This is a genomic window from Arenibacter echinorum, assembly GCF_003259375.1.
Classification (GTDB): domain Bacteria; phylum Bacteroidota; class Bacteroidia; order Flavobacteriales; family Flavobacteriaceae; genus Arenibacter; species Arenibacter echinorum.
This window is the reverse complement of sequence record NZ_QLLN01000008.1, coordinates 85,110-107,449: the sequence shown is the minus strand read 5'-3', so window position 1 is coordinate 107,449 and position 22,340 is coordinate 85,110. Positions and strand designations below refer to the sequence as shown.

The 22,340-nt window shown below is 37.9% G+C and carries 24 protein-coding genes; 18 read left to right on the top strand and 6 right to left on the bottom strand.

All coding sequences use genetic code 11. The annotated features are described in order from the left end of the window. The first annotated feature begins 26 nt into the window (after window positions 1-26). From LV92_RS18985 to LV92_RS18955, 7 genes are all read left to right on the top strand, one after another. Window positions 27-599: a nucleotide exchange factor GrpE gene (locus LV92_RS18985; protein WP_111625183.1), complete on the top strand. Its 573-nt coding sequence runs from the start codon at window positions 27-29 to the stop codon at window positions 597-599. A gap of 9 nt (window positions 600-608) precedes the next feature. Further along, the gene (dnaJ, locus tag LV92_RS18980) at window positions 609-1,733 is read left to right on the top strand and encodes a molecular chaperone DnaJ (RefSeq protein WP_111625182.1); all 1,125 of its coding nucleotides are present in this window, start codon (window positions 609-611) and stop codon (window positions 1,731-1,733) included. Window positions 1,734-2,277: 544 nt separating this feature from the next. Next, entirely contained in the window at window positions 2,278-3,201 is a 924-nt protein-coding gene (locus tag LV92_RS18975; RefSeq protein ID WP_111625181.1) for an ABC transporter ATP-binding protein, read from the top strand. Window positions 3,202-3,206: 5 nt separating this feature from the next. Then, window positions 3,207-4,544: an ABC transporter permease gene (locus LV92_RS18970; protein ID WP_111625180.1), complete on the top strand. Its 1,338-nt coding sequence runs from the start codon at window positions 3,207-3,209 to the stop codon at window positions 4,542-4,544. Window position 4,545: 1 nt separating this feature from the next. Next, on the top strand, window positions 4,546-5,442 hold the full coding sequence (locus LV92_RS18965) for a mechanosensitive ion channel family protein (protein WP_111625179.1): 897 nt from the start codon (window positions 4,546-4,548) through the stop codon (window positions 5,440-5,442). Beyond that, entirely contained in the window at window positions 5,432-6,310 is an 879-nt protein-coding gene (locus tag LV92_RS18960; protein WP_111625178.1) for a DUF6268 family outer membrane beta-barrel protein, read from the top strand. Before LV92_RS18965 ends, LV92_RS18960 begins: the two co-directional genes overlap by 11 nt. Before the next feature lie 11 nt (window positions 6,311-6,321). Then, a complete protein-coding gene (locus LV92_RS18955) occupies window positions 6,322-7,485 on the top strand; it encodes a sigma-54-dependent transcriptional regulator (protein ID WP_111625177.1) in 1,164 nt (387 codons plus the stop codon). Window positions 7,486-7,637: 152 nt separating this feature from the next. Here the strand turns inward: LV92_RS18955 and LV92_RS18950 are convergent, their stop codons facing one another. Then, window positions 7,638-8,327, bottom strand: coding sequence for a hypothetical protein (locus LV92_RS18950; protein WP_111625176.1), 690 nt, complete (start codon window positions 8,325-8,327; stop codon window positions 7,638-7,640). A gap of 413 nt (window positions 8,328-8,740) precedes the next feature. Between LV92_RS18950 and LV92_RS18945 the strand changes: the two genes are divergently transcribed. From LV92_RS18945 to LV92_RS18935, 3 genes are all read left to right on the top strand, one after another. Then, window positions 8,741-9,619 (top strand): PPK2 family polyphosphate kinase, encoded by an 879-nt coding sequence (locus LV92_RS18945; protein ID WP_111625175.1) that lies wholly within the window; start codon window positions 8,741-8,743, stop codon window positions 9,617-9,619. Then, window positions 9,616-10,992: a M20/M25/M40 family metallo-hydrolase gene (locus LV92_RS18940; protein WP_111625174.1), complete on the top strand. Its 1,377-nt coding sequence runs from the start codon at window positions 9,616-9,618 to the stop codon at window positions 10,990-10,992. The genes LV92_RS18945 and LV92_RS18940 overlap by 4 nt, the downstream gene beginning before the upstream one ends. Window positions 10,993-11,143: 151 nt before the next feature. Then, on the top strand, window positions 11,144-12,076 hold the full coding sequence (locus LV92_RS18935; RefSeq protein ID WP_111625173.1) for a peptidylprolyl isomerase: 933 nt from the start codon (window positions 11,144-11,146) through the stop codon (window positions 12,074-12,076). 474 nt (window positions 12,077-12,550) lie between these two features. Here LV92_RS18935 and LV92_RS18930 read toward each other — a convergent pair whose 3' ends face one another. Continuing rightward, on the bottom strand, window positions 12,551-12,742 hold the full coding sequence (locus tag LV92_RS18930; RefSeq protein ID WP_026812084.1) for a cold-shock protein: 192 nt from the start codon (window positions 12,740-12,742) through the stop codon (window positions 12,551-12,553). A 340-nt stretch (window positions 12,743-13,082) separates the two neighbouring features. Then, on the bottom strand, window positions 13,083-13,721 hold the full coding sequence (locus LV92_RS18925; protein WP_111625172.1) for a peroxiredoxin: 639 nt from the start codon (window positions 13,719-13,721) through the stop codon (window positions 13,083-13,085). 367 nt (window positions 13,722-14,088) lie between these two features. Between LV92_RS18925 and LV92_RS18920 the strand changes: the two genes are divergently transcribed. Beyond that, on the top strand, window positions 14,089-14,640 hold the full coding sequence (locus tag LV92_RS18920) for a YfiT family bacillithiol transferase (protein WP_111625171.1): 552 nt from the start codon (window positions 14,089-14,091) through the stop codon (window positions 14,638-14,640). A 73-nt stretch (window positions 14,641-14,713) separates the two neighbouring features. Here the strand turns inward: LV92_RS18920 and LV92_RS18915 are convergent, their stop codons facing one another. Beyond that, window positions 14,714-15,274: a thioredoxin family protein gene (locus LV92_RS18915; RefSeq protein ID WP_111625170.1), complete on the bottom strand. Its 561-nt coding sequence runs from the start codon at window positions 15,272-15,274 to the stop codon at window positions 14,714-14,716. A 247-nt stretch (window positions 15,275-15,521) separates the two neighbouring features. Between LV92_RS18915 and LV92_RS22130 the strand changes: the two genes are divergently transcribed. Genes LV92_RS22130 through LV92_RS18895 form a run of 4 tightly spaced genes read left to right on the top strand, consistent with a single transcriptional unit; the run spans window position 15,522 to window position 17,985 of the window. After that, the gene (locus tag LV92_RS22130; protein ID WP_317046776.1) at window positions 15,522-15,689 is read left to right on the top strand and encodes a hypothetical protein; all 168 of its coding nucleotides are present in this window, start codon (window positions 15,522-15,524) and stop codon (window positions 15,687-15,689) included. Continuing rightward, on the top strand, window positions 15,686-16,024 hold the full coding sequence (locus LV92_RS18905; RefSeq protein WP_111625169.1) for a tRNA-binding protein: 339 nt from the start codon (window positions 15,686-15,688) through the stop codon (window positions 16,022-16,024). The genes LV92_RS22130 and LV92_RS18905 overlap by 4 nt, the downstream gene beginning before the upstream one ends. A 3-nt stretch (window positions 16,025-16,027) precedes the next feature. Continuing rightward, entirely contained in the window at window positions 16,028-16,948 is a 921-nt protein-coding gene (locus tag LV92_RS18900) for a bile acid:sodium symporter family protein (RefSeq protein WP_111625168.1), read from the top strand. After that, window positions 16,945-17,985 (top strand): lysophospholipid acyltransferase family protein, encoded by a 1,041-nt coding sequence (locus LV92_RS18895; protein ID WP_111625167.1) that lies wholly within the window; start codon window positions 16,945-16,947, stop codon window positions 17,983-17,985. The genes LV92_RS18900 and LV92_RS18895 overlap by 4 nt, the downstream gene beginning before the upstream one ends. Before the next feature lie 81 nt (window positions 17,986-18,066). On the opposite strand, the gene LV92_RS18890 is transcribed toward LV92_RS18895, so the two are convergent. Both LV92_RS18890 and LV92_RS18885 read right to left on the bottom strand, forming a co-directional pair. Further along, window positions 18,067-18,438 (bottom strand): PUR family DNA/RNA-binding protein, encoded by a 372-nt coding sequence (locus LV92_RS18890; protein WP_031444651.1) that lies wholly within the window; start codon window positions 18,436-18,438, stop codon window positions 18,067-18,069. A gap of 80 nt (window positions 18,439-18,518) precedes the next feature. Then, the gene (locus tag LV92_RS18885; protein ID WP_111625166.1) at window positions 18,519-20,273 is read right to left on the bottom strand and encodes an ABC transporter ATP-binding protein; all 1,755 of its coding nucleotides are present in this window, start codon (window positions 20,271-20,273) and stop codon (window positions 18,519-18,521) included. A 179-nt stretch (window positions 20,274-20,452) separates the two neighbouring features. On the opposite strand from LV92_RS18885, the gene nusB reads away from it, so the two are divergent. The 3 genes from nusB to yajC all read left to right on the top strand — a co-directional run bounded on the left by nusB (window position 20,453) and on the right by yajC (window position 22,306). Beyond that, entirely contained in the window at window positions 20,453-21,400 is a 948-nt protein-coding gene (gene nusB / locus LV92_RS18880) for a transcription antitermination factor NusB (RefSeq protein ID WP_111625165.1), read from the top strand. Window positions 21,401-21,532: 132 nt separating this feature from the next. Then, window positions 21,533-22,006 (top strand): DUF1573 domain-containing protein, encoded by a 474-nt coding sequence (locus tag LV92_RS18875; protein WP_111625164.1) that lies wholly within the window; start codon window positions 21,533-21,535, stop codon window positions 22,004-22,006. Window positions 22,007-22,018: 12 nt separating this feature from the next. After that, entirely contained in the window at window positions 22,019-22,306 is a 288-nt protein-coding gene (gene yajC, locus LV92_RS18870; protein WP_111625163.1) for a preprotein translocase subunit YajC, read from the top strand. Window positions 22,307-22,340 lie beyond the last annotated feature (34 nt).

The window sequence follows — 22,340 nt, the reverse complement described above, 5'->3', positions numbered from 1 at the left end:
ATCGGAAGTATATAAATGTATTTTAAATGAGCAACGAAAATAAAATGGAAGAGATGGAAGATGATGTTCTGAGCAATATAGAGAATCAAGAATCGGAACAAGATGGTTCTTCTGCTGGGAGCGGGCACTTTGAGAAAAGTCAAGAACTTAGCTTGGAAGAGCAATTGAAGGAAGACCTTAGTAAGGAAAAAGACAAATTTTTACGTCTTTTTGCGGAATTTGAGAATTACAAAAGGCGTACTTCCAAAGAGAGAATGGATTTGTTTAAAACAGCAGGTCAAGAGGTTATAGTGTCCTTATTGCCAGTTATAGATGATTTTGACCGTGCATTAAAGGAAATTTCCAAATCAGAGGACCAAGAATTGTTCAAGGGAGTAGAATTAATAAGCAATAAATTCAAGGAAACTTTAAAAAATAAGGGTCTTCAAGAAATTGAAGTCAAACAAGGTGATGCTTTTGATGCAGAAATTCACGATGCCATTACTCAAATTCCTGCTCCAAACAAAAAGTTGAAGGGGAAAATAGTAGATGTGGTTGAAATGGGTTTTAAATTGGGTGACAAAATCATACGCCATCCAAAAGTGGTTGTTGGAAATTAAAAATATTTTATGAAGGAGGATTATTATGACATCTTGGGTATTGGTAAAAATGCTACTGCGGCTGAAGTAAAAAAGGCTTATCGCAAGAAAGCAATAGAGTACCATCCTGACAAAAATCCAGGTGATGCCAAGGCGGAGGAAATGTTCAAAAAAGCGGCCGAAGCCTATGAAGTTTTAAGCGACCCTAATAAGAAGGCGCGTTATGACCAATATGGCCATGCAGCCTTTGAGGGCGGCGGTGGATTTGGCGGCGGCAGTATGAACATGGATGATATTTTTAGTCAGTTCGGAGATATTTTCGGCGGTGCCTTTGGTGGTGGAGGATTTAGCGGCTTTTCCGGATTTGGTGGCGGTGGCGGCCAACGACGTGTTAAGGGAAGCAATCTAAGAATAAGGGTTAAGCTTACGCTGGAGGAAATTGCCAATGGTGTTGAAAAGAAAATAAAAGTAAGGAGAAAAGTTCAGGCAGAAGGGGTAACCTACCAAACCTGTGGGACCTGTGGAGGTCGTGGACAGGTTACCAAAATAACCAATACCATTCTCGGTAGAATGCAGACTGCAGCTACCTGCAGTGCCTGTGGAGGCAGTGGTCAAATAATAGATAAGAAACCCAGTGATGCGGATGCCAATGGACTAAAGGTTTCTGAGGAAACCGTGAGTATCAATATTCCTGCCGGGGTTGAGGATGGCATGCAGTTAAAAGTGCCAAACAAAGGAAACGATGCTCCTGGAAATGGAGTTCCCGGGGATCTATTGGTGGCCATTGAGACAGAAGAGCACGAAACGCTAAAGAGGGAAGGGGATAATCTTCATTATGATCTTTATATTAGTATTTCTGAAGCAGTTTTAGGGACCTCCAAAGAGATTGATGCCGTAGGTGGTAAGGTAAGGATCAAATTGGAAGCTGGTATACAGTCTGGTAAAATCTTAAGATTAAGAGGAAAAGGTATTACGAGTCTAAACGGATATGGCAGTGGGGATTTATTGGTCCACGTAAATGTTTGGACGCCCAAAGAATTGAACAAAGAGCAAAAAGATTTTTTTGAACGCATGCAGAATAACGAAAATTTTGAGCCTAAGCCCGAGAAATCGGATAAATCTTTCTTTGAAAAGGTCAAGGATATGTTCTCTTAAAAGAGGGTTTACCGTTTTAAATAAAAAACGTATATTTGAGATAATATTGGGAAACCAATATTATTTTCTTTTTCATAGCAATTTTTTTTCCCATCCTTGATTCGTTGAGGGTGGGTTTTGTTTTTTAGTGAAACCCTATCTTCAAAAGCTCCAAAGGAGCGCATTGAATATAGCTGGTTGAACTAATCCCGCCTTTTGGCGGGATCTATTACTTGGAATGTCCCCTAGTTCCAAATGAACGCCAAGAACATGGTTCGTTGAACTAATCCCGCCTTTTGGCGGGATCTCTTTGCGGGAATGTCCTCCAGCTCCGAAGGAGCGTAATGAGTAAGGTTGATGGTATAGATATAGAAATGAAGGGAAGTGCATGGCGTTTTTTGGTTACTTCCGTTTTCTTCGTTTTTTGGTATAGCTAATTTCGGAATTTTATAGCGGACTTGACCTTCGATAATTATCGAAGTTAAATTATGTGAAAAAGTATAATTAATAATTTTCCGGCCTATCTCTTAAATAGCAATTATATATCTTTGGGGAAATTGCATGCATGAATAATATATTGGTCGCTAATGAGGTTTCCAAGCAGTTTGGTAGCCATATAGCTCTCAACAAAGTTTCATTGGAAATTCCCGAAAATAGCATCTACGGTCTACTTGGACCCAACGGAGCCGGGAAAACCACATTAATACGGATAATTAATCAAATAATCTATCCGGATCAAGGGACAATTTTCTTTGATGGTAAGCCTTTGCAGGCCCAACATATTTCTATGATTGGATATTTGCCAGAGGAAAGGGGACTTTATAAAAGTATGAAAGTGGGGGAGCAGGCTCTATATCTTGCCCAGTTAAAAGGACTGTCAAAATCCGATGCCAAAATCAGGTTAAAATATTGGTTCGATAGATTGGAGATTGGGGATTGGTGGAACAAGAAAATACAGGAACTTTCTAAAGGGATGGCTCAAAAAATACAATTTATTGTTACTGTTTTGCACGAGCCAAAGCTTCTGATCTTTGATGAGCCCTTTAGCGGTTTTGATCCTATAAATGCCAACCTTATTAAGGATGAAATCCTTCAATTAAGGGACAAGGGAACGACCATAATTTTTTCTACACACCGAATGGAATCCGTTGAGGAGCTATGTGAATATATTGCTTTGGTGCATAAGTCGGAAAAAATATTGGATGGGAAACTTAGCGATATTAAAAAAGCGTATAAAAATAATATTTATAAGGTAGGGCTAGGTGTGCAAAGTTCCAACGGACTCTTGGAGGACCTAAAGGATAAATTTCAGATTCTATCTTCGGAATATGTAGATGAGGGATTGCAACTAAATTTTACTGTGCAATTGCCCTCTGATGATACTGGTCCCTTTCTATCCCATTTGTCGGGCAAGGCAAATGTCAATAAATTCATGGAGACAATTCCGTCGGCTAACGACATATTTATTAGAACCGTTCAATCCAAATAATATTCATGGGTAAGTTATCGCTGATCATTAAACGCGAATATTTAGCAAAAGTTAGAAATAAATCATTTGTGGTAATGACTTTCTTGAGTCCGATCCTCATGGTGGGAATGGTAGTGCTTATTGTTTATCTGACCAAGATCAACGATAACGAAGTAAGGACTATTGGAATATTAAATGAGAGCAATTATTTTTCCACAGATTTTCAGGGAACGGAAAGCACTTCCTTTGTCAAGTTTAAGGATATTGACTTACAGGCTGCCAAGGACACTATCCAAAAAATGGGATTTTATGGCCTGCTTTACATCCCCAACGAACAAGACTTGGAACAAGTGGCAAGCAGATCTTTCTTTTATAGCAAGGACGCTCCGGGTTCGTCTCTATTGGATAATTTGGAAAATGTCTTCGAAGACCGTTTGCGCATGCAACGATTACAGGAATTAGGGGTTTCAGTATCCGATTTTGAGAGTGTGGGCAATAATTTTGAAATTAAAACTGCAACATTTACGGGGGAACAGAACCTGAAAGGAATAACCGAAATAAAGGCGTTTATAGGCGGGGCATTCGGATACCTGATTATGATGTTCATCATTATTTATGGTGGATTTGTTATGCGTAGCGTAATAGAGGAAAAAACAACCAGGATAATAGAAGTTATCATCTCTTCGGTAAAACCTTTTCAGCTTATGCTGGGAAAAATTATCGGTACCTCCTTGGCCGGAGTTACCCAGTTCGCTATTTGGATTATTTCGGCTTTTTTAATGTTTGGTGTATTGATTCTGGTTTTTGACATAGATCCATCAGCCATTAATTCCGGTGCAAATAATGCACCTGGCTTGATCGGGGGGGCTGCCTATGTGGCAGCATCCGATTCTGCCATGCAATTATATGCGAACGAACTTTTTAGGATTCCTTGGATAATGCTTATTTGTTTTTTTGTGATCTATTTTGTCCTGGGCTACCTAATATATAGCTCAATATATGCAGCAATAGGGGCCGCGGTGGACAATGAAACAGATACACAACAGTTTATTTTTCCTATAATATTACCGTTAATGTTGGCCATTTATGTAGGCTTCTTTTCGGTCTTTAATAATCCTCATGGTCCTATTGCTGTAGGATTCTCGTTATTTCCATTAACATCACCTATTGTAATGCTCATGCGACTACCGGGAGGTATCGGGGAAGGTGGTGTGCCTATTTGGGAGGTTGTGGTATCAATTCTTTTATTAATTATCACTTTTATCGGTATTGTATGGTTGGCGGCCAAAATATATAGGGTAGGGATATTGATGTACGGAAAAAAACCTTCTTATAAGGATTTGCTTAAATGGCTGAAATATTAGTATGGAAGAAATAAAGAGTATTTTAAATGGTTTGGATGAATTTCTCGCCTACAAAATTTGGAATGGTGACAAGGTGGATATAACTGCAGCTACCTTTTTAACCGTTATTATTTCTTTGGTCCTAGTTAACTTTGCCCTAAAACTGTTTCACAGATTGGTTACTGCAAAGTTGCCCGAGGAGGACAAGAATAAATTCATCAGTGTATTTGGATTTTTAAGATACTTGTTCTACATTTTGGTGGTATTGGTTATCCTACACACCTCCGGGGTCAATCTCACCGTCTTGTTGACCGCGTCGGCTGCACTGTTTGTAGGTTTGGGATTTGCCCTTCAATATTTGTTCCAAGACATCATCTCCGGTATTCTGATTATTATGGATCAGTCCTTGCGCGTAGGGGATATTGTAGAGGTAAATCAAAAAGTAGGACAGGTTTTTGAAATACGATTAAGGACTACTAGGGCACTTACAAGGGATGACAAGGTGATCATAATTCCCAACCATCAATTTTTAACGGATAGTATTTATAATTATACCCAAAATCATAAAAGTACTAGAGAGAGCGTTAAGGTTGGAGTGGCCTATGGAAGCGATGTTGTTTTGGTGACTAAAATTTTGGAAAATATCGCTAGTGAACAGAAAGGGGTCTTAAAAAATCCCAAGCCATTTGTACTTTTTGAAGATTTTGGGGATTCTGCTTTGTTATTTTCCATCAATTTTTTCATCAATGACAGTTATGGAGATCCAAAAATTAAAAGTGCTATGCGGTATATTATTGATGCTAAATTTAGGGAACACAATATAAGTATTCCATTTCCTCAAAGGGACGTTCATGTATTTCAATCCCGTCCAATTCAAACCATGCAGGTCGAAAAAAAGGATATTGGTAATGGGAATTAGAATAAAAGCTAGGAAATTCATTTTGGGATTCCTTTTGTCGATCAATTTCTGTATTGCCCAAACACCGGATATTTTTAGGTTAGAGTATATGCTAATGCCCAGAAATACGGCTGAAGCAAAATTATCCAGAATTAAATTGGTGGCCAACATGCCAATTAAAGTGGGGAAGAATGACAATATTATTGTAGGGGGTGAATACAATCGCATTGAATACGACTTAAACCGTAGAACACCTTATGACGATTTAATTACTGAAACATTTCATGTGGCCGATATAAATATGGCCTACATATTGCAATACAATCAAGATTGGCGCTTTGTTGGGGTCGTAACACCTCGTTTGTCGTCCACATTGACCAACGATATTGGTCAAGGGGATGTCTCCGTAAACGTGACGGTAGGGGCGCTTCGGGATAGACCAAAAATAGAGAAACCAACGCGTTTGGTATTGGGAATAGCCTATAACTCAACTGTGGCCGTTAGAGTGCCCTTGCCCTTAGTCTATTTTGAAAAGAGATTTCATCCCAATTGGGCCTATGTGGTAGGGGCTCCCAAAAGTGGTATGAAGTACTTTTTTAACGAAAATCATATGTTACAAACGGAGTTTATTTTGGATGGATATTACGTTAATTTACAGAATACGGTCATTAGCTCGGATTCTGGTGTTGCCTCTTCCATTTCCACCTCGGTAGCTTTGTTTACATTGGGATACCAATATGCAGTGGCCAAAAATATTTTCTTTTATGGTTACGCCGGCCACACCTTGTTTCAGGCAGGGGTGTTGAGAAATGATGAGCGAGAAGATATATTTACATTGAACGATCAACCTAGTTTCTATTTTAGAACAGGTTTTAGAATTGGAATTTAAAATACTTAATTATGTCTAGAATACTAGTTATAGAGGATGAATCGGCCATTAGAAGGGTTTTGGTGAAAATTCTTTCAGAAGAAAATGAAGATTATAAAGTAGAGGAGGCCGAAGATGGGTTGGTGGGATTGGAAACAATAAAAAAAGATGATTTTGATCTTGTGCTATGTGATATAAAGATGCCCAAGATGGACGGGGTGGAGGTATTGGTAGCAGCAAGAAAAATAAAGCCTGAAATTCCCTTTATTATGATTTCCGGGCACGGAGACCTGGATACGGCCGTGAATACCATGAGACAAGGGGCCTTCGATTATATTTCCAAACCCCCTGATCTGAACAGGTTGTTGACTACGGTGCGAAATGCCTTGGATAGGAAGGATTTGGTGGTAGAAAACAAGATCTTAAAGAAAAAAGTAAGTAAGAACTATGAAATGATCGGGGAAAGTAAGGAAATCTCAGTAATCAAGGAAATGATTGAGAAGGTGGCCCCTACCGATGCCAGGGTCCTTATTACGGGTTCCAATGGTACCGGCAAGGAACTTGTGGCCCATTGGATACATGAAAAAAGCGAGCGAAATGCCAATCCAATGATTGAGGTCAACTGTGCGGCAATCCCTTCCGAATTAATTGAAAGTGAACTTTTTGGACACGTTAAGGGTGCTTTTACGTCAGCTGTAAAGGATAGGGCCGGTAAATTTGAGGCGGCCAATAGTGGTACCATATTTTTGGACGAAATAGGGGATATGAGCCTCTCTGCCCAAGCAAAAGTGCTTAGGGCTCTTCAGGAAAATAAAATAAGCAGGGTTGGATCGGATAAGGATATCAAAGTAGATGTCAGGGTAGTGGCCGCAACCAACAAGGACCTAAAAAAGGAAATAGAAAATGGAAGGTTCCGTGAAGATCTATACCATAGGTTGGCCGTAATTCTGATTAAGGTTCCTTCCTTAAACGATAGAAGAGATGATATTCCATTGCTCATAAAGCATTTTTCCGAAAAAATAGCGGCCGAGCAAGGAAGTGCTCCCAAAACTTTTTCGGCAAAGGCCATTGCCTTATTAAAGGGGTATGATTGGACAGGAAATATTAGGGAGTTGAGAAATGTTGTAGAACGTCTTATAATACTTGGGGGCACTGAAGTTACCGAGGAAGATGTAAAATCTTTTGCAAGTAAATAAGCATCATAGGTTATAACGGTGTAGGGCTAAATGGCAGTCCATGGATAAATGTGAAAATTAGGGATACGCAAATACACAGCTCGAATAATGTTTTTGGAGAATTAGCCCCCTGGGAACTAATCCCCGCCTGTTTTATTTTCCAGCACTAATTCTTAGTTCTTGCAGCCATTCAACTTTTTAAGGGCGTTGGCAGCAATTTCCTTGGTTTTTAAGTTATAATACTTTTTGCCTTCGGAAAGATTAGGCTTCATAAGTTGCTGTTCACAAATATTGTAAACGTTTTGTGCAAATGCTGTTGCTTCTTTACAGTCCACAGACTCTACCACCTTGTCCAAAGATTCTTTGAACTTTTCCAAAGCAATATCCACTTTTATTTCAAGGGTATTTTTATCCAGCGGTTTGTGTGATTCTTTTTCAGCTATGGAAGTCTTGGTATTCATGGCCAGAACATCATTATTGTACCGGCTATCATGGGAGTCGTGTTCGTCCAAGGCTTCCATACTTCCCAAAGCGTTGTCCAAAGCTTTTTTTAGTAATATTTTGACACTTGGCAGGGAGGTAGCTCTGGTAGCGTTGGTTAAGTTAACAGAACTTTCATCTATAAGTTCCATAGCATGCTCACAGCCACAATCCTCTAATTGCGACTTGGATTTCACTATGGCATTCAACGCTTTATAGGCGAAATATTTGGACATGTTAATGTCCTCGGTGGCTATTGCCTTTTCAGTTTGTGATTGGATGTAGCCAATATTGGAACCGGCATATTCACAGGCTTTGTTACTCTTAAAAGATGAAAAAATAAACAACGCCAAAGAACAAACAGCTATAACGGAAAGTCTCATAAAGTAGGTTTTAGTTTATTGTTATACTGGGAAATATAACCTTGTAAAGGTAATCTTACGACTTTGTTTTTTCATGATTTTTTCGATGAAGTACAGATATTGACCATTTTTTTAGACCAACTGAAACTTTCCATGGATATATGGTTATTTTTTGCTCTGGGTTTCCATGTAAATGATCGATAAAGTTCCACAAGAGATTCTATCTCTTTTTGGAAAGGTAAGGCAATTCCTTATCTCAGTTAAGATCTAATGGCCTACAAGGGTCATATGGCTTAGGAGACTACATATTAATTAACAATTATTGCATAAATCCCGTGGCTTAGGGGATTCTGTCCCTAACTTTTAGGTAATATGAAAAATTTCATATATTTTTTGTTTTTAATTGCTCAACAATGGGGCACTAAAACTAATTCATGAAGAACATAGAAGCAGCGACCTATAAGGTTGATAGTGAAATTAAATTGTCAGATCTCAATACGAGGGAAGATTTGGAGTCTTCTGATAAAAAATTAAGGAAAGCGCTGGAGAGTGTAAGGATAGAGCTGGGGGAGTTTCAGGATACCATGTATGCCCATGCCAAATACAGCGTTTTAATCTGCTTGCAGGGAACCGATACTGCCGGGAAGGATAGCTTGATCAGGGAAGTATTCAAAGATTTTAACGCTAGGGGAGTGGTGGTCCATAGTTTTAAGGTGCCAACAGAACTGGAATTAAAGCACGATTATATTTGGCGGCACTATATTGCCTTACCTGCAAAGGGAAAATTTGGGGTTTTTAACCGAACACATTATGAGAATGTTTTGGTGACCAGGGTACATCCAGAATACATATTGAACGAACATATTCCTGGGATCCATAGTTTAGATGACATAGATCAAAGTTTTTGGGACAAACGCTTCGAACAAATAAATAATTTTGAACGACATATTGCAGAAAATGGGACTATCATATTTAAATTCTTTCTGCATTTGTCCAAAGAAGAGCAGCGACAACGATTATTGCGCAGGTTGGATTTAAGGAAGAAAAATTGGAAGTTTTCCCCAAGCGATTTAAAAGAAAGGCTTATTTGGGATCTATACCAAAAATGCTATGAGGATGCACTTAACAATACCTCAAAACCACATGCACCTTGGTTTGTTATTCCTTCGGATAACAAAAAGGCAGCCCGATTAATAGTTGCCAGTATTTTGCATGAAGAGTTAAAAAAATACAAAGATATAAGGGAACCGGAACTGGATGATAAAATAAAGGCTAATTTAGAAGAATATAAAAAACAACTGGAAAACGAATGAGGTATTTATTGTTGGTATTCTTACTAATTGCAACACAGATTGAAGCACAGAACGATGATCAAAAACAAATTAATGAAATATACAAAACAGCTCTCACCAATGGTAAAGGCTATGCTTGGTTAAATTATCTATCCAACCAAATAGGAGGACGACTTTCAGGATCTTTGCAGGCACAGAAGGCCGTGGATTACACAAAAAAAATTCTCGATTCCATGGGACTGGACCGCGTTTGGCTTCAGCCAGTTAAAGTCCCAAAGTGGGTAAGGGGCACACCGGAATTTGCATATATAGAGAGCGATCCCGGATTAACCAACAATGTTCCAATATGTGCTCTGGGAGGATCTGTGGCTACTCCACTCGGCGGTATAAAAGCTGGGGTCGTGGAGGTACAGGGGATCGAAGGTTTAAAAGTATTGGGAAAAGAAAAAATTCAAGGTAAGATTGTATTTTTTAATAAAGCCATGGACCCAACCAATATTAATGCTTTTGTGTCCTATAGCAGTAGTGTGGATCAACGTTATGCAGGTGCGGCCGAAGCGGTCAAATACGGAGCGGTAGGAATTATAGTAAGATCTTTGAATCTTAGATTGGACGATTTTCCCCATACAGGTGCTATGAGTTATGGAGATACCCCTGTGGAAAGCAGGATTCCCGCTGCTGCCATAAGTACAAATGGTGCCGAACTGCTAAGTGCCACCTTGAAACTTAATCCGGAAATAAATTTTTTCTTTAGACAAAATTGCAAAATATTGCCAGATGCAGATTCTTACAATGTAATTGGGGAAATTAAAGGTAGTACCTACCCAAATGAAATTTTGGTAGTGGGTGGACATTTGGATTCCTGGGATTTGGGTGATGGTTCACATGATGATGGTGCTGGATGTGTGCAGAGCATGGAAGTGCTGAGGTTGCTGAAAGCAACTGGATATAGACCTAAAAGGACCATAAGGGTGGTGCTTTTTATGAACGAGGAAAACGGACTTCGTGGCGGAACCACTTATGCGGAGCAGGCATCCAAAAATAATGAAAAACATATTTTTGCCCTTGAAAGTGATTCCGGGGGTTTTACACCTCGTGGTTTTTCTTTTGATTGCAATGAGACCAATTTTGAACAGGTGGAGGGTTGGAAAAGCTTGTTTGAACCCTATTTGTTACATCTGTTTGTAAAAGGTGGGAGTGAAGCCGATATCGGACCATTGAAAAATGACAATATTGTTTTGGCAGGTCTAATACCTGATTCCCAACGTTATTTTGACCATCACCATTCTGCAAATGATACCTTTGCCCATGTAAATAAACGGGAATTGGAACTTGGAGCCGCCTCTATGGCCAGTTTAATCTACCTTTTTGATCAGTATGGTTTTAAAGAGTAACTGCCTCTAGCTATGGGCACAGATCTTGGAAGAAGGAAATTTATAGTATATAATGCATAATAGAAAGTAGATTAATGATTTCAAATCTTCAGAGCTTTTTATAAACAGAAAACTTATCCTTACCTTTGCGGACTAATTAAAAAACAGCAATATGCAAGACGGAATTTACGCAAAATTCAATACTTCGAAAGGTGAAATACTGGTAAAGCTTACCCATGATAAAACCCCTGGTACAGTGGGTAACTTTGTAGCCTTGGCAGAAGGTAATCTAGAAAATAGTATCAAAGCTCAAGGTAAGCCTTATTATGATGGATTAAAATTTCACAGGGTTATTCCGGATTTCATGATTCAAGGTGGTTGTCCACTGGGAACAGGCACGGGTGATGGTGGTTATAAATTTGATGATGAATTTCATCCAGATCTTACCCATGACGGACCTGGTGTGCTTTCAATGGCCAATGCCGGTCCTGGAACAAATGGCACCCAATTCTTTATTACTCATGTGGCCACTCCTTGGTTAGATAACAAACATACTGTGTTTGGGCGCGTAGTAGAAGGTCAAGATGTTGTGGATGCCATTAAGCAAGGTGATAAAATAGAAAGTTTAACCATAGAAAGAATTGGTGCGGAAGCCGATAAATGGAACGCGGTAGAAGCTTTTAGGACTTTTGAGGGTTCAAGGGAAAAAAGACTTGCAGAGGAAAAGAAAAAAATAGCTGCCGAACTGGATAAGGTGGCCGCAGGCTTTAACGAAACGGAAAGCGGACTAAGATATAAAATTGTTCAAGAGGGAAAAGGGGCTAAAGCTGTCAGCGGAAAAAATGTTTCAGTCCATTATGAAGGATCTTTGTTGAACGGTCAAGTTTTTGATTCTTCCTATAAAAGAAAGGAACCTATTAGTTTTCAATTGGGTGTAGGCCAAGTAATTCCAGGATGGGATGAAGGCATTGGCCTATTGAAGGTTGGGGACAAAGCCAGATTTGTAATTCCTTCTAATTTGGCTTATGGAAGTGCAGGTGCTGGAGGGGTTATTCCACCAGATGCCACCCTTATATTTGACGTTGAATTAATGGGGATAGGATAAGAATCCAATTCTTATAAAAATGAAAGGCCCTAATTTATTAGGGCCTTTCATTTTTACTATGGGTTCGGCAAAATGAGAGCCGACAAATGTATTCAACCCCATTGTGCATGTTATGAAGTTAAGCCAGAAGCAGTAAATTCGAAATTGCTTTCTACCTTTTGGTCCTATTAAGACTTAAGACTAAAAGGGCTATGTTTATTACCAACAAGGACAGAAGAATGGTGAAAAAAGTAGTCATGCTAAAGTTATTTATAATGGTGTATATTAAGTGTTTAAAAGGAAGATGATAAAATAGGGGAAAGGTTGCGTAAAAAATATAAATATTACCTTTTGGGGTGAAAATACTTGAAATACTGGAATTGAAAAGAAGTAGTTGAAAATCTATGGAGGCATGTTTTTATGTACACTAAAGGCCAATAAAAAACCCATCCTTTAGGATGGGTTCTATTTTCTAAAAAAATTGTACCGTAATTATTAAATCACTTTTACATTTACTGCGTTCAATCCTTTTTTACCTTGTTGTAATTCAAATTCTACAACATCACCTTCGCGGATTTCGTCGATTAAACCTGAAATGTGTACAAAGTGATCTTCGCTTGAGCCTTCTTCAGTGATAAATCCGAATCCTTTGGAGTCATTGAAGAATTTTACTGTTCCTTTATTCATTATAAAAAATTAAATTAGCCACCAATATAAGGCTTTATAATTTAACTACATGATTTTTTGATAGTTATATTTTTTTTGAGGATATTGAAGCGATATTGGAAAAGAAAATAAGTGGCTAATCAACTGTACGTTAATGGTCTTCGGCCATAATTTTTATTCTATTTCCGATCAAGTTTTTGTACTGCCCATTCTTTTAAAGGACAGGTGGGATAATTATTTCTGGATGTACCCCTAATTTATTTTTAATAAGATAGGAGTGGACTTAGGACTAATAAAAAAGTCTTCCCAACCCGGGAAGACTTCATTATTTAATAATTGCCGACAATTGTGAAATACAAAATTAAAGGTTCGGCTGTGGGGTCATCCTTAAATACGGCTTTATTTCTTCCACGCCTTTGGTGAATATTTTTTTTGCATCCTCGGTATTTATAGATGGACTTATAACAACCCTATCCCCGTTTTCCCAATTGGCAGGAGTGGCTACTTTGTGATAAGCAGTTAACTGTAATGAATCTATTACCCTAAGAAGTTCATGAAAATTACGTCCTGTAGATGCCGGATATGTGATTATAAGTTTTACCGTTTTGTCCGGCGCTATGATGTATACGGAACGCACGGTTAAACTATCGTTGGCATTAGGATGGATCATATCGTAAAGTGTGGAAACTTTTTTGTCATCGTCGGCAATAATGGGGAAATTAACAGTGGTATGCTGTGTCTCGTTAATATCCTTGATCCATTCACCATGAGAAGCAACCCCATCAACGCTAAGTGCCAGCATTTTTACGTTTCGTTTATCAAATTCACCTTTGAATTTTGCAGCAGTCCCCAACTCGGTCGTACATACCGGGGTAAAATCAGCTGGATGTGAAAACAAAATTCCCCATCCATCACCCAAATAATCATATAAATTGATCATTCCCATTGAACTATCTGCTGTAAAATCGGGGGCTACGTCGCCCAATCGTATTGTTGCCATATTTTAGTTTTTTAGTTAAAATTTTATTATCCTATAAAATTAGTAGATTATATTGTAACCATCTTTTTTAAAAGGTTAAAAATCTATTAAAATTTAACAAAAAAACAACTGCTCTTTGGATATTTTTTGATTAGAATTCTTTTTAGCTATTATTCCATAATCTTTTGAAATTCAATAACTACTGCATTTAATTTAATTATATTCTTTGATATTTATTTATGCAAAATATTTGTTTTTCTTATCCTGGGAATCCATTGGGTAAGCATTCCTTCAACTCAAATATAGGATGGGGTAAATATCAAAAATACTGTGGTTTTAATCAGTGGTTTTGCTATTTATATTCATTATTCTTCTTTAATTTTATGCTATGGAAGAAAGAACCTTAGAAGAATTGAAATATCCCATTGGCCATTTCGTCTTTACGAAGACGGTAAGTGATGTAACGCTGTCCGATTGGATATCCGAATTGGAGGCTTTGCCTACCCGTTTGGAAGACATGGTAGTTCATCTTAGCGACCAACAGTTAAATACACCATACCGTCCAGGTGGTTGGACCATTAGACAAGTGGTGCATCATATTGCGGATAGCCATCATCACAGTTATACCAGATTCAAATGGGCTTTGACAGAGGACAGACCCGTTATTAAAGCATATGATGAGAAGGAATGGAGCAAACTGTTCGATGCCAATAGCGCGCCAATAGTCCTTTCTTTAAATTATCTTAAGGCACTGCATGCAAAATTGGTATATCTCTTAAAAGGTTTGTCCAAGGAAGATTTGGAAAGGGTGTATATTCATCCCGATGGTAATGTTGCTGTAAGCCTTCTGGAAAATATTGGAAAATACGCTTGGCACGGCAATCATCATTTGGCACACATAGAAGGCATTCTTGAACGTAAAGGTTGGATTTGTCCATAATTCTATTCGAAGAAATTCTTTAGAACAGCAATGGGCTTCGCCTAATATAATAAAGTAAAAATGTAGTTAGAAACTATTGTTTTTTCCACTTTATATTGCAGCCCATACTCGGTTTTTGTTTCTCATTTATTTCTTTTCCAGCAAGAAGGGCGTCCATGGCAGTTTTTAAATCCTCCCCGGTAACGGGAATGCCATTTCCCGGTCGGGAGTTGTCAAACTGTCCCCGGTATACCAGCTTTAAATCGACATCGAATAAATAGAAATCAGGGGTACAGGCAGCATCATATGCCTTGGCCACTTCTTGGCTCTCATCGTACAGATAAGGAAAAGTATACTTCTGTTCCATACTGATCAGTTTCATTAAATGGGGCGCATCTTGAGGATAGTTTTCTGCGTCGTTGCTGGAAATTGCCATAAATGAAATATCTTTAGGTTGATATTCCATTGCTGTTTTGGCGATTTCAGCATTCAAATGCTTAACAAAAGGGCAGTGATTGCAGATGAACATAATTACGGTACCCTTTGTACCTTTTAAGTCTTGAAGGCTTTTTTGTTCGTCCGAAGTGGTATCGAGCAGTTTAAAGTTGGGAGCTAATGTGCCCAAAGGCAACATGTTACTGGGTGTATTGGCCATGACTTTAGTGTTTTGAAAATAGGTCTTGTACAAAGTTAATCCAAATTAAAGATTCTTGTATGTAGATCGTAAACTAGTTATTTTTAGATTAAACCATAAATTATATGGAAAATGAAAATTTCTTATCCAACATTATCGGAGGCCATAACTGATTTAAAAAAATGCCGGTTTCACAGAAGATTTAAATTTGTGTGAGGTAGGGATAGAAAAAAAAATAAAAAAAATACATTCTGCAAAAGATTTTAATGTGATTAAATTTTACAGGTTCGAGGGAATGAGCGATCCAGATGATAACATGGTCCTATATGTAATTGAAACTTCAGCCGGGGACAAGGGCCTATTGGCTGATGCTTATGGGGCATATTCAGGAAGTATTCCTAAGGATATTATTGATAAACTCAGAATTGTTAGATGAACGAAACTATTACTTGGCCCGATTTTTCCAAAATAGATATGAGAGTGGGCACTATAATTGAAATTAAAGATTTTCCGGAGGCAAGGAAACCGGCCTACCAAGTACAGGTAGATTTTGGCAAGGAGATTGGGATTAGGAAAACATCGGCCCAAATTACCCATAGGTATTCCAAAGATGAACTTTTGGGGAAGCAGATAATTGCCGTGATTAATTTTCCTAAAAAGCAAATTGCAAATTTTATGAGCGAATGTCTTATATTAGGGGCTGTTGATGGTTCTGATGTAATATTGTTGCGACCGGAAGCCGAAGTTGACAATGGACTTAAAATTTCATAATTTTTGGTAACGACCCCCCTAGATAAGATTCAAATAGACTTTAACGAACAATCACTTTGGGTGCTTAACGTGGCATTAGCCCTAGTGATGTTTGGGATTGCATTGGACATATCCATAGATGACTTTAGACGTTTGGCAAGAAAACCAAAGCCACTTTTTGTGGGTGTCTTGAGCCAGTTTGTTTTATTGCCAGCGGTAACCTTTGTATTGGTTTTGCTAGTGGAGCCCTTGCCCAGTATTGCATTGGGAATGTTTATGGTCGCTGCCTGTCCAGGGGGAAATATATCCAATTTTATTACACATTTGGCCAAGGGGAATACGGCCCTGTCCGTGAGCTTAACGGCTGTGGCCACGTTGCTGGCTGTTATTATGACACCTTTGAACCTTCAATTATGGGGTTCCCTTTATGGGCCTACCGCATCAATCCTTCAACAAGTTGCCATTGCGCCTTTTTCAATGGTGAAACTAGTGGCATTGCTTCTGGCTTTACCTTTAATTTTGGGGATGTGGATAAACCATATCAGACCAAAATTTGCATCCAAAATAGCCAAGGTTTTAAAGGTACTTTCCTTGGTGTTCTTTGTGACCCTTATTTTTATTGCGTTGTATGACAATAGGGATATTTTTATGGAATATGTGCTCTACGTATTCTGGATAGTAGTTTTGCACAACCTCTTGGCTTTTGTTACAGGCTTTTCGGTGGCTAAATTTTTTAGGCTTTCACAAATGGATAAAAGAACAATTGGAATAGAAACCGGGATTCAGAACTCAGGCCTTGGATTGTTGCTCATATTTACTTTTTTTGATGGTATGGGGGGGATGGCTCTTTTGGCTGCTTTTTGGGGTATATGGCACTTGATATCCGGTTTGATCATAGCTACTTTTTGGGGGTATTTTCCAATTGATAAAGAAGAATTTGTTTGAGAAAAATAGGATATCTTGTTATTTGGGTTTGGATACGAATGGCCTTGACTTTCTATTTTTCCAAAATAAAGATCGAAGGGTCGTCCAATGTACCTTCAGGAAAACCCATCATGTTTTTGGCAAATCATCAAAACGCATTGCTAGATGCCTTATTGATAGCAACCCATTGTAATCGGAGTCCCTATTTTTTAACTAGGTCCGATGTATTTAAGACGGCCTTGTTGAAAGTGTTTTTCGAATTTTTAAAAATGATTCCCGTGTATAGGATCAGGGATGGAAAGAATTCCTTAGCGGGTAATAGTGCTGTTTTTGAACGCTGCTCCCAGCTGCTGCAAAGAGGGGAGGCCATACTTATTTTTCCAGAGGGAAACCATTCTTTAAAACGTAGGGTCCGGCCATTGAGTAAGGGGTTTACCCGTATTTTGTTTTTGGCTTTGGAAAACAATCCGTCAATGGATATAGGTATTGTCCCAATTGGAGTGAATTATGCCAATGCCGCAAAGTTTCCTGATAATGCCGCACTGTATTATGGCAAAGAGATTAGGGTACAGGATTTTTTTGACAAGGAGGATTTGTCGGGATCGGCAAGTCGACTCAAGGAGGAAGTGTATCATCATTTAAAAAAGCTTACCACCCACATAGAAGAGGAGTCAAGTTATGAAGAAAAAGTACATACATTAGATAGGGCCAATGTGGATTATTTGGATCCTGTAGGTGTTAATCAAATTATAGAAAAAAGTACTTCGCCAGATCATAAGAAAATTGGAAAAGGAAAAGTTGCACTGAAGAAGTATATTTTTAGGGGAGCATTTTCTATTTTGAATTTCCCAATGATGATTATTTGGTCAAAGTTCATAAAACCTAAGGTAAGCGAGCCGGAATTTTTGAGTACTACCCGTTTTATGTTTGCCTTATTGTTTTATCCCTTCTTCTATCTGTTATTGATCGCAGGCATGTTAATGTTGCTTCATTGGCCGGCTACCTTAATTATTTGCACGGCCCATTTAACTTTAAATATCGCCCTGGTTAAATTGTAATGGGAAGGCTAAAACAGGGTTAAAATAAAAACGGTCCCTATTTACAGGGACCGTTATGTTTTTATAAAAAAAATAGGAAGACTAAATATCGTCAAAGCTTACATCTGTAAAACTATCTGTAGAACTTATGGATCCATTTTCCTCGGAATCTTCTTTCTTAAAATCTTTTTGGTGACGTTCGGAAATAACCTCTGAACCTTTTTCATCGATAATGTAATCCATCATCTCATCCAAATTCTCCTTAAAGGCGGTAAAGTCTTCTTTGTATAAATAAATTTTGTGTTTTTTATAATGAAAAGAACCATCGTCATGGGTGAACTTTTTGCTTTCGGTAACAGTCAAGTAATAATCTCCTGCCTTTGTGCTTCTAACATCGAAAAAATAAGTTCTTCTTCCTGCTCTTAAAACTTTTGAATAAATTTCTTCTTGGTCCATTAAATCTTTATCGCTCATTTCGTCTAGTGTATAGTTAATTTTTCATAGGTATATATCTGTCAAAAGTGGAAAAAAAAACCTAATATAACAACATTTTTCTATTTTTCTTTCTCAGAAAGTTGGTGCATATAAAGCTCTTTGTAGTATCCTTCTACTGAATTTAATTCTTCATGTGTACCTTCCTGTATTAATTTTCCAGCTTCTAAAACGATAATTTTGTCTGCGTTTTTAGCAGATGAAACCCTATGGCTTACGATGAGCGTAGTCTTGTTTTTGGATTCTTTTTTCAGTTGGTTCAAAATCTCTTCCTCCGTTTCAGTATCAACTGCTGAAAGACAATCGTCAAAGAGGTAGATCTGAGGGTCTTTAAGGAGGGCGCGTGCAATGGAAACACGTTGTTTTTGGCCTCCACTTAGGGTAATGCCCCTTTCTCCCAATATAGTCTCATATTGTTTATTAAAGCCCATGATATTCTCATGTACTACCGCTTTCTTGGCTACGGCAATAATTTCCTCATCTGTTGAATTTTCTTTTCCAAACTTAATATTGTTCTTTATGGTGTCGGAAAAAAGGAAAGCATCTTGTGGTACTGCCCCTATGGATTGTCGTAGGCTTTGTAGGTTTAATTGCTTAATTGGGATATCATCTATTAGAATTTCTCCGGACTCTATGTCATATAAGCGGGCAATTAGATCCAATATGGTCGATTTTCCCGAACCCGTTTTTCCCAATATGGCAACCGTCTCACCCTTGTTTATAGTAAAGGATATGTTGTTCAGGGCAGTAATATTGGTATCCTCGTAGGTAAAGGTTACGTTCTTAAACTCGATTTTTCCTTTTATAGGAGTTTCTTCTTTGACCGTACTTACTATGTTGGGTTCTTCCTGCAAAAATTGATTAATCCTCTTTTGTGAGGCTTCCGCCCGCTGTACTATAGAGGTAACCCAGCCCACAACGGCTACCGGCCAGGTGAGCATGTTTACATATAGAATAAACTCTGCAATAATACCAATTGACGCTATCTCGCCATCAATATATTGTTTACCGCCAACGTATATTACGAAAATATTACTGATCCCGATCAATAGAATCATTAGAGGGAAAAACCAGGCATTGACCTTGGCCAGATCCATACTTTTGTTTTTGCCGTCCAGTGCCAAATATTTCAATTCAGCGTTTACCTTGGGTTCCAGGGCATAGGCTTTTATAACCGAAATCCCTGAAAAGGATTCCTGGGTAAAAGTGGATAGGTTTGATAGGAATTCTTGCACAATTGTGCTTCGTTTATGAATTATTTTACTGATCTGGTAGATCAACACAGAAAGAATAGGCAATGGCAACAAAGCGTAGAGTGCCAGTACAGGTGCTTTTATAAACATCAGGGGAACCAGACAAACAAAAAGTGTAAGCGTTTGGATACCGTACATAATGGCTGGCCCACCATATAATCTTACCTGATTTACATCTTCACTGATCCTGTTCATTAAATCGCCTGTCCTATTTTTTTTGTAGAAATTGAGACTCAAAAGTTGATAATGGTCAAATACTTCATTCTTTAAATCATATTCTATATATCTGGAAACATTAATAATGGTCTGTCTCATTAGAAAGGTAAAAAAACCGGACAGCAAAGCTGCTCCCACAATAATCAGGATGTATTCCAAAAGCATTTCCTTAGCTTCTGCCTTTAGAATATCATTACCTATAAAGCGTTCAACCACTTCAATGGATTTTTTTACATAGGAAGGCATGACCAATTGAAAAATACGCGCTATCATGGTAATTACAATACCAACAAGGAGCTTAAATCGGTACTTTTTAAAATACTTATTTAGATGTTGAAGTTCTTTCATTGGATATGAAACAGGAATTGCAGGAATTTGGATTACAATTCGGCAAAGATAGTTTTTTGGATCTAAACCAAATGTTATAAAACACATAAGATAATACCCAAAAAGGTAGTTAGGATTAAAAAATATAATCCTATTTTTGTACCCGAAAGTTTTATTTATCTTACTAAAGTTCTTTAAAAATGCTTACAAGAAGGCACATTAGGGTTAAAGTTATGCAATGTATTTATGCATTGACGCAATCGAAGGATGATTCCCTTGAAAAACAAGAGAAATTTTTGAAAGTAAGCATAGAGAACATGTACACTCTTTACCTGTTAATGCTGAGTCTTTTTATAGAGTTACATGAAAGGGCTGAGAATCAAGTTAGCCTTTCCTCCAAAAAATATCTAAAAAACAATACAGATTCGTATCCCGACAAGGAAAAATTCCTAAGAAATAAGCTTTTGCTGCAAATTGCTGGGAACAAGACATTAAAGGATGAATTGTCCAAAAGAAAATTGAACAACTGGTATTTGAACGAGGAGTACATTAGGATAATTTACAATGAGGTTATGGAAAGTGAGATATATGCCAAATATATGTCCAATGCCGACAGTTCTTATGAGGAGGACAAAAGGCTTATAATCGATTTGTTCCGAGAAATCATTGCGCCCAATGAAAAGATTTACGATTATTTTGAAGATGACAAATTAACATGGGTAGATGATATTCCCATTGTAAACACCTTTCTCTTAAAGCAGTTTAAAAAAGTAAAGGAAAGTACTGTCCCGTCTTATTTTTTACCGCCACTTTTTAAGGATGAGGATGATATGGTATACGCCAATAGGCTATTGACGAAAACATTGCTGAACAATTCCAAATTGGAACAGGAGATAGAAGGTAAGACACCCAATTGGGACAAGGATCGAATTGCGGATATTGATGCCATACTTTTGAAAATGGCAATTTGCGAACTACTCAATTTTCCATCTATACCGGAACGGGTTACCATAAACGAGTTTTTAGAAATTGCAAAGGAATACTCCACTCCCAAGAGTAGCATATTCATTAATGGAATATTGGATAAGCTGGTGAGGGAATACAAGGAGGATGGGAAACTAAAAAAAGTAGGTAGGGGTTTATTATAAACAAATATTCCTTAATTTTGCGCAAATAAAAATTAATAGGGATGGAATGAGCCGTAGTAATTCTTGAAACCTACCAAGATGATTATTGGCGATTTGCATCTTACCACTTAAGAAATAATTAAATTTAAACAGATGAAAAAAGTATTCTTAACCTTAAGTATTATTTCTGTTCTTGTCCTTTCCTCCTGTAAGGAAAAGGCCTCCAGTAAAATTGAAGCATCCAATGTAGAAGTTGCTGCCGAAAGGGATGCAGCTGCAAAAAGTCTTCCTGTTATGGAATTCGATAAAACAGAGCACGATTTTGGATCAATAGATCAAAATGCTCCCCAGGAAACTATTTTTACATTTACAAATACTGGCGATGCTCCCTTGATTATTACTGATGCAAAAAGTAGCTGTGGTTGTACAATTCCTGAATATCCAAAAAACACTCCAATAGCACCAGGTGAAAAAGGTGAGTTGTTGGTAAAGTTTAACGGTTCTGGACAAAATCAGGTCACCAAGAATATAACCGTTACCGCCAACACTAGCAAAGGAACGGAAACTCTTACAATTAAAGCATTTGTAACTCCAAAAGGAGCAGGTCCAGTAGGTCCTGTTAAATAAGTAGATAAAATTATGTTAGAACAATATCCATATCTTCCGCTGATATTAATGTTTGTAGTGGTGTATTTTTTTATGATCGCACCGCAAAGGAAACGTCAAAAACAAGAGAAGAAATTTAGCGAAGAATTAAAAAAGGGAGATAAAGTTGTTACCAAGAGTGGTATGCACGGAAAAGTAGTCGATTTAAATGACAGTGATTTTTCCTGTGTTATAGAAACTATGGCCGGAAAAATAAAGTTTGACCGTACTGCCATATCGATGGAGATGAGCAAAAAAGTAAACGCTCCCGAAAAGAAGTAATTTTTTTTCTGAATAATTTAAAAGGCACCAACCA

Coding starts and splice junctions, on each gene's coding strand:
- LV92_RS18985 (WP_111625183.1), top strand. CDS start 27: ATGAGCAACGAAAATAAAATGGAAGAGATGGAAGATGATGTTCTGAGC.
- dnaJ (WP_111625182.1), top strand. CDS start 609: ATGAAGGAGGATTATTATGACATCTTGGGTATTGGTAAAAATGCTACT.
- LV92_RS18975 (WP_111625181.1), top strand. CDS start 2,278: ATGAATAATATATTGGTCGCTAATGAGGTTTCCAAGCAGTTTGGTAGC.
- LV92_RS18970 (WP_111625180.1), top strand. CDS start 3,207: ATGGGTAAGTTATCGCTGATCATTAAACGCGAATATTTAGCAAAAGTT.
- LV92_RS18965 (WP_111625179.1), top strand. CDS start 4,546: ATGGAAGAAATAAAGAGTATTTTAAATGGTTTGGATGAATTTCTCGCC.
- LV92_RS18960 (WP_111625178.1), top strand. CDS start 5,432: ATGGGAATTAGAATAAAAGCTAGGAAATTCATTTTGGGATTCCTTTTG.
- LV92_RS18955 (WP_111625177.1), top strand. CDS start 6,322: ATGTCTAGAATACTAGTTATAGAGGATGAATCGGCCATTAGAAGGGTT.
- LV92_RS18950 (WP_111625176.1), bottom strand. CDS start 8,327: ATGAGACTTTCCGTTATAGCTGTTTGTTCTTTGGCGTTGTTTATTTTT.
- LV92_RS18945 (WP_111625175.1), top strand. CDS start 8,741: ATGAAGAACATAGAAGCAGCGACCTATAAGGTTGATAGTGAAATTAAA.
- LV92_RS18940 (WP_111625174.1), top strand. CDS start 9,616: ATGAGGTATTTATTGTTGGTATTCTTACTAATTGCAACACAGATTGAA.
- LV92_RS18935 (WP_111625173.1), top strand. CDS start 11,144: ATGCAAGACGGAATTTACGCAAAATTCAATACTTCGAAAGGTGAAATA.
- LV92_RS18930 (WP_026812084.1), bottom strand. CDS start 12,742: ATGAATAAAGGAACAGTAAAATTCTTCAATGACTCCAAAGGATTCGGA.
- LV92_RS18925 (WP_111625172.1), bottom strand. CDS start 13,721: ATGGCAACAATACGATTGGGCGACGTAGCCCCCGATTTTACAGCAGAT.
- LV92_RS18920 (WP_111625171.1), top strand. CDS start 14,089: ATGGAAGAAAGAACCTTAGAAGAATTGAAATATCCCATTGGCCATTTC.
- LV92_RS18915 (WP_111625170.1), bottom strand. CDS start 15,274: ATGGCCAATACACCCAGTAACATGTTGCCTTTGGGCACATTAGCTCCC.
- LV92_RS18905 (WP_111625169.1), top strand. CDS start 15,686: ATGAACGAAACTATTACTTGGCCCGATTTTTCCAAAATAGATATGAGA.
- LV92_RS18890 (WP_031444651.1), bottom strand. CDS start 18,438: ATGAGCGATAAAGATTTAATGGACCAAGAAGAAATTTATTCAAAAGTT.
- LV92_RS18885 (WP_111625166.1), bottom strand. CDS start 20,273: ATGAAAGAACTTCAACATCTAAATAAGTATTTTAAAAAGTACCGATTT.
- nusB (WP_111625165.1), top strand. CDS start 20,453: ATGCTTACAAGAAGGCACATTAGGGTTAAAGTTATGCAATGTATTTAT.
- LV92_RS18875 (WP_111625164.1), top strand. CDS start 21,533: ATGAAAAAAGTATTCTTAACCTTAAGTATTATTTCTGTTCTTGTCCTT.
- yajC (WP_111625163.1), top strand. CDS start 22,019: ATGTTAGAACAATATCCATATCTTCCGCTGATATTAATGTTTGTAGTG.